At 60.4% G+C, this 316-nt stretch carries 1 pseudogene; it reads right to left on the bottom strand.

Going from position 1 to position 316, the window contains the following annotated elements:
• A pseudogene (locus tag K6N12_RS33810) lies at window positions 1-247 on the bottom strand (hypothetical protein); the annotation flags it as partial.
• Window positions 248-316: the final 69 nt, after the last annotated feature.

The raw sequence follows: 316 nt of genomic DNA, 5'->3' as shown, positions 1-316 counted from the left end.
ATTGCTGGAAAAGGTAAATGTCGTTCTCCCTGCCTGATGGCCCCAGAGTGGCCGTGTAGGGCACACCATGGATAGTGATGCTGGTCTGGGGGTTGTCCGCGCTCGGCAGCAACTCAAGCCAGGACATCGCAAGCCGAAGGCCAGCCGGTGCCGGTTGATTGCGGTGTTGCCAGCTCGGAGGGACAGCTCCTCCCAAGTCGTCCACAGGCAGCATGTACTGTGGGGTGCCGAAGATCGATGCCCCCAAGCTTTGCTCCCATGGTGCGTCTGGCGGATTGACGCTTTGCACCGGTGAATAGGCGGCTGACGGCAAATC

Origin of the sequence: Rhizobium redzepovicii (genome assembly GCF_019793435.1) — a bacterium.
Classification (GTDB): domain Bacteria; phylum Pseudomonadota; class Alphaproteobacteria; order Rhizobiales; family Rhizobiaceae; genus Rhizobium; species Rhizobium redzepovicii.
This window is presented reverse-complemented; position numbering and strand designations above follow the sequence as displayed.